The sequence below is a fragment of the Mucilaginibacter pedocola genome (assembly GCF_002013915.1).
Lineage (GTDB): Bacteria > Bacteroidota > Bacteroidia > Sphingobacteriales > Sphingobacteriaceae > Mucilaginibacter > Mucilaginibacter pedocola.
The window spans coordinates 1-9,808 of sequence record NZ_MBTF01000022.1; the positions used below are offsets into that span (position 1 = coordinate 1).

6 protein-coding genes are annotated in these 9,808 nt (G+C 47.3%); 3 read left to right on the forward strand and 3 right to left on the reverse strand.

The features are described 5' to 3' along the window. Together BC343_RS17420 and BC343_RS17425 are read left to right on the forward strand one after the other, a co-directional pair. Positions 1-954: caspase family protein (locus BC343_RS17420; RefSeq protein WP_238381798.1), on the forward strand; the 954-nt coding region annotated here is incomplete at its 5' end. Between the two features lie 14 nt (positions 955-968). Continuing rightward, positions 969-4,223 (forward strand): caspase family protein, encoded by a 3,255-nt coding sequence (locus BC343_RS17425; protein ID WP_078349087.1) that lies wholly within the window; start codon positions 969-971, stop codon positions 4,221-4,223. 3 nt (positions 4,224-4,226) lie between these two features. Here BC343_RS17425 and BC343_RS17430 read toward each other — a convergent pair whose 3' ends face one another. Together BC343_RS17430 and BC343_RS17435 are read right to left on the reverse strand one after the other, a co-directional pair. After that, on the reverse strand, positions 4,227-4,649 hold the full coding sequence (locus BC343_RS17430; protein WP_078349088.1) for a very short patch repair endonuclease: 423 nt from the start codon (positions 4,647-4,649) through the stop codon (positions 4,227-4,229). A gap of 46 nt (positions 4,650-4,695) precedes the next feature. Then, positions 4,696-5,958 (reverse strand): phospholipase D-like domain-containing protein, encoded by a 1,263-nt coding sequence (locus tag BC343_RS17435; RefSeq protein WP_078349089.1) that lies wholly within the window; start codon positions 5,956-5,958, stop codon positions 4,696-4,698. Positions 5,959-6,096: 138 nt separating this feature from the next. Here BC343_RS17435 and BC343_RS17440 point away from each other — a divergent pair, with 138 nt between their 5' ends. Further along, entirely contained in the window at positions 6,097-8,343 is a 2,247-nt protein-coding gene (locus BC343_RS17440) for a GH92 family glycosyl hydrolase (RefSeq protein ID WP_078349090.1), read from the forward strand. 94 nt (positions 8,344-8,437) lie between these two features. Here the strand turns inward: BC343_RS17440 and BC343_RS17445 are convergent, their stop codons facing one another. Continuing rightward, positions 8,438-9,490 carry an IS110 family transposase gene (locus tag BC343_RS17445; protein ID WP_078348810.1) on the reverse strand — a complete coding sequence of 351 codons (1,053 nt, stop codon included), beginning with the start codon at positions 9,488-9,490 and terminating at the stop codon, positions 8,438-8,440. Positions 9,491-9,808: the final 318 nt, after the last annotated feature.

Here is a 9,808-nt window from a genome sequence, read left to right on the forward strand (position 1 = left end):
GGTACTGATACAAAGAAATATACTTTGAATTTGCTGCCCGGCGCAAACAATATCCGCGCGGTTGCCCTCAACAGTCAGCGCACTGAGAGCGAGCCCGACGAGATACTTGTTAACTATAACAGCGGCGCGCAAGCCAATACGCCACCTGTTTTGAACAATGGTGCCACAGGTCCCGTAGCGACGGTGGATAAAGATGCCACTATGCATTTGGTGGTCGTAGGTATCAACGCTTATAAAAATCCCAAGATGAGCCTGAACTACGCTTTAGCAGATGCAACGGCGTTTAAGAACGAAGCAGAAAAGGATGCCAAAACCATCACTACCAACCTGAAAACCTATTTTGTTACCGATGCGCAGGCCGATAAAAATGGCATCACCGCCGCCTTTGCCGAAGTGCAGAAGAACGCTAAGCCGCAGGATGTATTTGTGTTTTACTACGCAGGCCACGGGGTTATCAGCGATAAAAACAAAGAGTTTTATTTAGTGCCGACGGATGTTACCGACCTGCAGAATGTAGACGAAGCTCTTGCCCAAAGCGGCATCCCCTCCAAAATGCTGCAACGCTATGCTATCGATATCCCTGCCCAAAAACAGGTGTTCATACTGGATGCCTGCCAGAGCGCGGGAGCATTTCAGCAGCTCATGTCCAACGACGCGAATCAGCAGAAAAACCTTGCCGTAGTGGCCCGCAGCACGGGTACGCACTGGATTGCTGCCAGCGGCAGCCAGCAATTTGCGCAGGAGTTTGGCCAATTGGGGCATGGGGCATTCACCTATGTATTGCTGAAAGCCATGCAGGGCGAAGCCGCCAATAACAAAATGATAACCGTGAACGGGCTAAAGAATTACCTGCAAACGCAGGTGCCCGACCTGATGAAGAAATACAACGGCGCACCGCAATACCCGGCCAGCTACGGCTTCGGCAACGATTTTCCGGTAGAACTGATGAAATAGCAACAACCCATACCATGAGATACCTTATCACCCTATTACTGGCATTTATTTCGGCCGCGGGCATGGCCCAAAAGCTGGAGCTGCGCATCCCTATTGCCCATACCAGCTATGTGCAGGGACTTGCCATTTCGCCCGATGAAAAGTACATCGCTACGGCCTCGTCGGATAAGTCGGTTAAAATTTGGAGTATGGCCAATGGTATGCAGCTGAAAACCCTGCCGCTAAAACAGGGGGCGGCAGATGAGGTGCATTTTTCGGCCGATAGCCGTTACCTTACGGTACGCACCGAGAATGGCTGGGAATATTGGGATGTATTGGCGGGTAAGCAGGTATACCTCTTTGAGAAGGGTTTGGTAAAGGACGGCTACAAGATAGGTGCCACCGTTTCGGCAGATGGCTCGCTGGGGGCGGTGGTGAACCCTGTAGATATATTGATATGGGATGCGGCCAATGGTACACGGCTGAAAGCGTATAAGTGGAAAGCACCCGATGCAGATGGCTCGCTTAACGGTAACGGTATAAAGCTCAATAAAAAGTACATCGCCATAACGCAGAATAAAAAGCTACAGGTGTTCAGCCTGGAAACAGGTAAGAAAGTAGACTTTGACCAACCCGACCCCGAGGTTCAGGAGATGGCCATAACCGCCAATAGCAATATGTTGCTGGTGAATGGCAAAACTAAAATGTACAAAGTAGATCTGGATAGCAAAGTTGCTACCATTATTAGCGATGCGGTGTACGGGCTTACAGGTTTAAGCTTTTCTGCTGATGATAAAAACATCATTATGGCACCCCGCGCCGTGCTTGATGCCGCAACCAACCGCGAACTGAAGCATTTTTATGATACCGAGTATAACGACCTGATGGGCGCCAGCAGCAAATACATAGTGGTGTTCAATCGCGCCAATAGTTCGGGCAAGTTGTATTCGGCCACCACTTTCGAAAAACTGCGCGAGTTAAAGAACGAAACCAGCGGCCTGCAACGCATGATGGTGAAGGCCGCCACCAACCAGTTGATATTTACCACTAACGCCCGCGAGGCCCGTATCTGGAACGTAAGTACCTATAAATTCGAAAAAACGGTCCCTTTCAATACCCGCGAGGCAGGTGACTGGTACAATTCGGCCTTTGGTAACCAGGGCGATTATTACCTCACCGGGAACTTCGGCAGGCAAACGGTCGTTAATATCAATACCGGCGAGGCAAGCCCGGCGTATGCCGATAGAGGGGTGAAAGCTATTTCTCCCGATGGCACTATCGGCTTTACCGATAAGAGCGGAGCGGGTTCTATCATCAATTTTGCTACGGGCAATGTTATTAAAACTATCGATTTTAAATATCCCCGTTACCTCCCTTCGCCCGATAATAAAACGGTTATATACCAGCATTATCCCGATGCGAAAGCTTTCATTTATAATTATCGCCAGAATACAGAGATAACCGCTGATGTAGAATTGGGCGAATACCCGGTATTCAATAACACTGGCAGCAAACTCTACAGCCTTGATGCGGTGGATGGCGAGGGGGGGAAGGCCATTAATTTGCTTACTACATCGGTAAGCACGGGGCAGCAACTCTCTAAAATACCGCTGGTGGCCATACAGCGCAAAGGTGCCTTGAAATTTGCCGTTTCGCCCGACGAAAAGTATGCTGCCGTGCTTTACCGCCCAACAGACGAGTATTACATGAGCAAAAACTACGTGCTGGTAACATACGACCTTGGTACAGGCAAAGAAATTAGCCGTGCAAATGATATTATGGGTGGCGATGAAATAGCCTTCCTTGGCAATAATTACCTGGTGGCTATGATGAGTGTGATCACCAACACGGTACAGGTATTCAACGCCATTACTACTGCCCATTTAGTAGACCTTGCGCACTTTAAAGGCACCGACGATTGGATAGCCGTTACGCCCGATGGCTTGTACGACGGCAACATGGAGAGCCTTAAAAAATTCTACTTTGTTAGAGGCAACGAGTTTGTTGATCCGGGGGCATACTTCGAGAAGTTTTATACACCCAACCTTTTCGCCCGTTTGGTGGCCGGCGAGCGTTTTACCCCGGTTGATGTAAACATTAACCCCGCACCGAAAGTACGCATCAGCTACGCGCAGGTAACCCGCAATTTAAATGTAGTTGATGATAAAACGCCAACTTATGTAAACACTACCGGCGTAGCCGAAATTACGGTTACCGCCAGCGCCGAGAATGATAGGGTAGATGAGATACGCCTGTTCCACAATGGTAAGATCGTTAATCTGGCAACCCGGGGCCTTTTCGTTACCGATAATAACACCCATACCGATACCAAGAAGTACACCCTGAACTTGCTGCCCGGCGTTAACAGCATTCGCGCGGTAGCCCTCAATAGCCAACGGACCGAAAGCGAGCCGGATGAAATTGCCGTTACCTACAACGCCGCAGGCCAGCCCAATACACCTGCACCTATAAACAACGGCAACGGATTTATTGCCCAGGTAGACCGCAAAGCCACCATGCACCTCATCGTTATCGGCATAAACGCTTATAAAAACCCAAAGATGAGCCTGAACTATGCACTGGCAGATGCAACGGCTTTTAAAAACGAGGCCGAGAAAGACGCGCACACGGTATTAGCCAAACTTAATACTTATTTTATTACGGATGATAAAGCCGATAAAGCAGGCATTACCGCTGCCTTTGCCGAGGTGCAAAAGAACGCCAAGCCCGAGGACGTTTTTGTATTTTACTACGCAGGCCACGGTGTTATTAGCGAGAAAAATAAAGAGTTTTACCTGGTGCCTAACGACGTAACCGACCTGAAGAACGTAGATGAGGCATTGGCACAAAATGGCATCCCATCTAAAATGCTGCAACAGTACGCCATAAACATAGCCGCCCAAAAACAAGTATTTATTTTAGATGCCTGCCAAAGCGCAGGTGCCTTTCAGCAATTGATGGCCGATAATGCCGGTGCCTTAAAAAGCTTAGCGTTGGTTGCCCGTAGTACAGGTACGCATTGGATAGCCGCCAGCGGCAGCCAGCAATTTGCGCAGGAGTTTGCCCAACTGGGGCATGGCGCTTTCACGTATGTGCTTTTAGATGCCATGAAGGGCGGCGCGATAAATAATAAAATGATAACCGTTAACGGTCTGAAAAGCTTCTTGCAAATAAAGGTACCTGACCTGATGAAGAAGTACAACGGCGCACCGCAGTACCCGTCCAGCTACGGTTTTGGCAGCGATTTCCCTTTAGAGTTGATAGGGCTGGCCGGGTTGAGGTTAGATTGAGTTTTACTGGCTGCCTGCAATGCATGCTGCAATGGTAGCAACACATAGTTCCAGTTCTCGCATAATATCGTTTTGCCAAAAGCGCAGTACTATCCAGCCGGCATCTTGCAGGGTTTGGGTGTTGGCGCGGTCGCGGGCCATGTTGCGCTCAATTTTGGGTATCCAGTATTCGCGGTTTTGTTTAATGGTGGTTTTCTTTTGTTCCCAGTTTTTGCCATGCCAAAACTCCCCGTCGATGAAGATAGCCACCTTTTTGCCTTTGAAAACAATATCAGGCTTGCCCGGAAGATTCTTTACATGTAGCCGGAAACGATAGCCCAGCGCCCACAACTTTTTTCGCAAAACCAGTTCGGGCTTGGTATGCCCCGATTTGATCTTTTTCATCAAATCCGACCGCGCTTTGCTGGTTTCGAAAGTATAGGCCATGGTATTGGGTTAACAGCGATAAGCGTATAAAGTTGGTTCGGTTGCACTATTGTATTGTCAACGTATGCTCGCGTTTTTTTAATTCTTCAAAGTTCGCTTTAAACGCCGCCACGCTGGCATCGTCATCAATAATTGTATAAATGCCACATTCGCTAAAAATGCCCTCATATTGCAGTTTATCGGTATTTATAGAAACTTTTTTATAAATGAGCTGCGTGGGCGTGTAGTTAAAACTGGATACCAGCACCCGTCTATCGGCTATAATGTATTTGCTGTGCAGGTTTTCGTTTACATGGTAACTAATGTTGGGCTTTCTTGCTATGGCGTTATAAAACTCTATAAATGCTTCGGTATTTGCCGGCGTACGGCAATGCTTATCAATTTCGCGGTTGCCGCTGGCGAAGGTTTGCGATATAATTTGCACGCTAACGCCTGCAGCTGCCCTTTCCTTTAAGGCCTCTAATATGCCGTTTCGCCAGCCAACAGTAAAGCAAATATGTTGTGCTGCTATTTGGATAGTTGAGGTAGCGTTTGCAATTAAGTTAACAATATCTTTTTCGGCGTTGAGATTCGATTTTGGGTAGAATGGTGCTGTAAACCCCACCCTCGTGTTTACCGGGTATTGGGTAGCAGGTGTAGGGTATTTATTATACAAACTTTTAAAATCAAAATCTGCGATGGGTATAGATGCAATTCTCAGGTGCTCAAAAAACTGTTTGACGGGAGCTAATACCTCAGGCTCGTCTTCAATAACCACCAGGTATTCTTCCTTAATGGCATCGCGTACTGCAAAGTTTGACGAGCTAAGGGCTACAAATCCGCCACCGTCTTTTTTAATTGCCAATATGCCCTTAATATGCATAGAGTAGGGCATCTCGCTTTTTGAAAACCCCGTAAAAGATGACGACCGTATATATTGATGGGGAAAGAAGCTGAGTGTGGCACCTGCAACCTTATTACGGTAATACGGAGCAAAAACCTCACGGGCAAGCGTATATTTGGTTGCCGGTCCAAGTTTAGCCTGTGTTGTAACTAATCGTATTTCTTGCGGGTTTTCTTTATCGTAACCGCTTATCGGAATAGTAATGATGTGCACTTTTACCCCGCTCGCTGCAAGTTGAATGAGTTTCTCGCTGAGTATTTTATTGTTGAAAAGGTAAAAGGCAACATATATTGTTCCAAGTGTTGATGCAGCCTCATCAATGTGCTTTATCAGCTCCTCCAACAGGTAGGGGCTTGCCCCAACATCGTAAAAATGTTTTGGGTGCCGGTATAGGCCGGGCGAGTCGAAGTAGGTGTGGGTGGGCATCCTAACAAACTTCTGTATTTAAATTCAATAGATACCTGCCCGCCAAATATTTTTCGCAATTATTTCTTCAAAACCGCGCCATTCTTTAAGCAATTTGCCCATTTTTGGTGTCATCAACCTGTAGCATATATCTTACCCATGGTTATAAATTTTCCACGCTTCGTTAAAACGGTTTCCGCTGGTGTACTGTTGTCGGCTTTATCGGTTTCGGCCATTGCGCAAAAGGTAGCGCCATCCGCCTTAAATTATATCGACCCGCGTATTGGCAACGTTGGTGCCTTGTTAGAGCCCACGCGCCCTACCATTCATCAGCCTAACCAAATGATAAGGGTGTACCCAATCAGGGCCGATTATATCGACGATCAGTTAACCAGTTTTCCACTAAATATGGTTTCGCACCGTATGGGCGAGGTGTTTTCGGTTAAGCCCGATACCAAAACCGTAACCGCAGCAAGCTGGGATGAGCGTATGCCATACGACCACGAGCTGGAGGTGATCCACCCATGGTATTATTCTACCTTCCTGATCGATAAAAACATCACCGTAGAGCTCACCCCCGGCAAAAAAGCGGGTATTTATAAATTCTCTTTCCCCGCAAAAAGCGCTTCTAAAAGTATCTTGTTCGGTACTTATAACGATGGCAAAGCCAAATGGGAGCTTAGCAATGGCAACGAGTTAACCGGTATGGAAACTTACCACGACGAGGTGAAGGTTTACGTTTACGGCCAATTAAACGCCAAAGGTGCCGCAGGTACTTTGCAAAATGGTGAATTGACGAAGAAAACCGAACAGGATGGTAAAAACCTAAAGTCGTACATCACTTTTGGTTCGGGTACACCGGATGTTATTGAACTTAAATACGCGATATCTTATGTAAGTGCCGAGCAGGCCAAACAGAATTTTAAAGATGAGGTTGCCGCGGTAGCCTTTAACACCTTGATGCAAAGCGCCAAAGCAGCGTGGAGCAAGGTGGTTAACCAAATACAGGTAGAAGGCGGCACCGAAGCGCAACGTCGCTCGTTCTACACAGCGCTATACCGCAGCAACGAGCGTATGGTGAACATTAGCGAAGGTGGTAAATACTACAGCGGCTACGATGATAAGGTACACGAGAGCAACCGCCCATTTTATGTGGATGATTGGGTTTGGGATACTTATTTGGCGCTGCACCCACTGCGCACCATATTGAACCCGGCAATGGAATCGGACATGCTGAACTCTTACGTGCTGATGTACCAACAAAGCGGTTGGGTGCCAACTTTCCCGGTATTGTTTGGCGATACGCCATGTATGAATGGCTTCCACTCAACCGTTACGTTTTTGGACGCATACCGCAAAGGCATACGAGGTTTTGATGTGGCGAAGGCTTACGAAGGTGTGCTGAAGAATGCTAACGAAGCTACCATGCTGCCTTGGGAGAACGGCCCCAAATGCGAACTGGATGATTTTTATCACGAGAAGGGCTATTTTCCGGCCCTGAAGAAAGGCGAGAAAGAAACCGTTAAATTGGTACACTCCTGGGAAAAACGCCAGGCCGTTGCGGTAACACTCGGTGGCGCTTATGACGATTGGGCCGTTGGCCAATTTGCCGGCGAACTAAACAAAACTGCAGATGCAGCCACCTTTGCCAAACGCGCCAATAACTACAAAAACCTTTGGAATAACGACAAGCAACTGTTTATCCCCAAAGACAGCGAGGGCAACTTTATAGACATTGACCCTAAATATGATGGCGGCATGGGCGGCCGCGATTTTTACGACGAAAACAACGGCTGGACCTACCTGTGGCAGGTACAGCACGATATTGACGGCTTGGCCAACCTGATGGGCGGCAAAGAAAAAATGCAGGCGCGCTTAGACCAAACCTTCCGCGAGGGCTTGGGCATGAGCAAATACCAGTTCTGGTCAAAATTTCCGGATGCTACGGGTTTGGTGGGCCAATACTCTATGGGTAACGAGCCAAGCTTCCATATACCGTACCTGTACAACTACGCAGGCGCACCATGGAAAACCCAGAAACGTATCCGCTTTTTGCTTGATGTTTGGTATAAGGATAACATCTTCGGTATCCCCGGTGACGAAGATGGCGGCGGTATGTCGGCCTTTGTGGTATTCTCATCCATGGGTTTTTATCCAATTACTCCGGGCAAACCTATTTACACTATCGGCAGCCCAGTGTTTAGTAAAGTCACCATTAACCTAACCAACGGTAAGCACTTCACCATGAAGGCCAACAATTGCTCGGTAGTGAACAAATACATTCAAAGCGCCAAATTCAACGGCAAAGTGTTGAACAAACCAACCTTCACCCATGCCGAACTAATGGCAGGCGGTACCCTCGAATTACAAATGGGGCCTAAGCCGAATAAAGGGTGGGGGATATAGCAGGTGGCAGTTTGCGGTGGGCGGTAGGCGGTAGGCAGTTTGCAAGGAGCGGTTAGCAGGCCGCTATAAAAAAAACATATCGTCATGCTGATTACTATGACATATGCAAATGTTTTTGCCATGATAGTTTATTTTTCATGAATATTTCTTTGTTAAAAAGCGTGTTTGACCGTACGAGTTTAAAGGCAAGTTTAAGCAGGATATTTTTGATGGAGTTAAGGATATACAAATGATGCCGGTTCGCTTTGATCATAGCTTGATAATAATCATAAAATAGCTGCCCCTGCCTCGTGCAAACGCTTACGATCCCTTGATTAAGGTCGGTTTTTAAAGGGCGGTAGGCTTTGGTTGATACTTTGTCTTTCCGCTTTACTGATGTCCCCGACTTCCTGGGGTATGGAGCGCAACCGATGAAAGCGGCAAGTGCTTTATGGTTGTCGAACCTTTCAAAGCAATCCGTAATAAAAAGCAGGTGCCATGCGGTTACCGGGCCTATGCAGGGTATAGATACCAACACCCGGTACATGCTTTTTACCCGCTTGTCGGCATTGATAGCTGCGCGTATCGCTTTCTCTGCCTCTTTGATAAGCCCGCTCAGGACGATGACCAGTTGTTTTTCCAAATGCATAGCCAAAGCATCGAAAGAAGACTTCTGTTTATGGTCCTCGATCCTGCATTCGAATGCCGAGCGCGCTTTTATCAGGTTCTTTCGGCAGTTAAATAGTTCCCTAAGCTGGCGGGTGGCGGCCGAGGGCAGGTGGTAACCTACTGCATTATCCTTGTTGGCCAGGGCGTATTTGAATATCTTTTTTGCATCGGCTTTATCTGTTTTAAACCGGTTGATATCGAGGCTGTAGTAGCTAAGGAGCAAAGGGTGTACAGCCCAAAGGAATATCCCTTCCCCCTTTAATATGCAGGCCAGCTTATCCATCAATGCGCCGGTGTTCTCGCAACAGACGAGGATGGCTCCTCGGCCGGGTTGCGCCTGCAAAAGGACGTTCAATAGCGTGCTAATGCCTTTAATGTCATTGCTCAATTTCAAATGGCGGCTGGAAGAAGCCGTGCCATACACTACGTCGATATCAGCCTTGCTGATGTCGATGCCACAAAAAAGTTTAAATTTGTCCATACCGATACCAGGTTGCATGTGGCGCTTAACCCGGCTGGTTCCATACTACGAATGTGGAGCTAAATTACTATTGAGCCTTGGGTTAAGTTAAAAAGATAGCTGAGGTACAGAATCAGCATTGAGCCTCGAAGGCTAGAAATTGTATTCATATCGCTATCAGCTATCTTTTCCACATGTTTAACATGCCAAAATTATCAACAACAATCTGTTAATTAATTCTTCTGCAAGTCTAATGGAACTTGTTTCAGCACCCCATCATATAAGCCACAGTGCAAAGCCACTTTGCATGAACATTACTTGCCGTGTGGGTTGCCGAAATAAATTCGCCATGACGGG

What these genes read in the sequence shown, in the direction of transcription:
- BC343_RS17430 (WP_078349088.1), bottom strand. Translation starts at nt 4,649, where the DNA reads ATGGCCTATACTTTCGAAACCAGCAAAGCGCGGTCGGATTTGATGAAA.
- BC343_RS17435 (WP_078349089.1), bottom strand. Translation starts at nt 5,958, where the DNA reads ATGCCCACCCACACCTACTTCGACTCGCCCGGCCTATACCGGCACCCA.
- BC343_RS17440 (WP_078349090.1), top strand. Translation starts at nt 6,097, where the DNA reads ATGGTTATAAATTTTCCACGCTTCGTTAAAACGGTTTCCGCTGGTGTA.
- BC343_RS17445 (WP_078348810.1), bottom strand. Translation starts at nt 9,490, where the DNA reads ATGCAACCTGGTATCGGTATGGACAAATTTAAACTTTTTTGTGGCATC.
- BC343_RS17425 (WP_078349087.1), top strand. Translation starts at nt 969, where the DNA reads ATGAGATACCTTATCACCCTATTACTGGCATTTATTTCGGCCGCGGGC.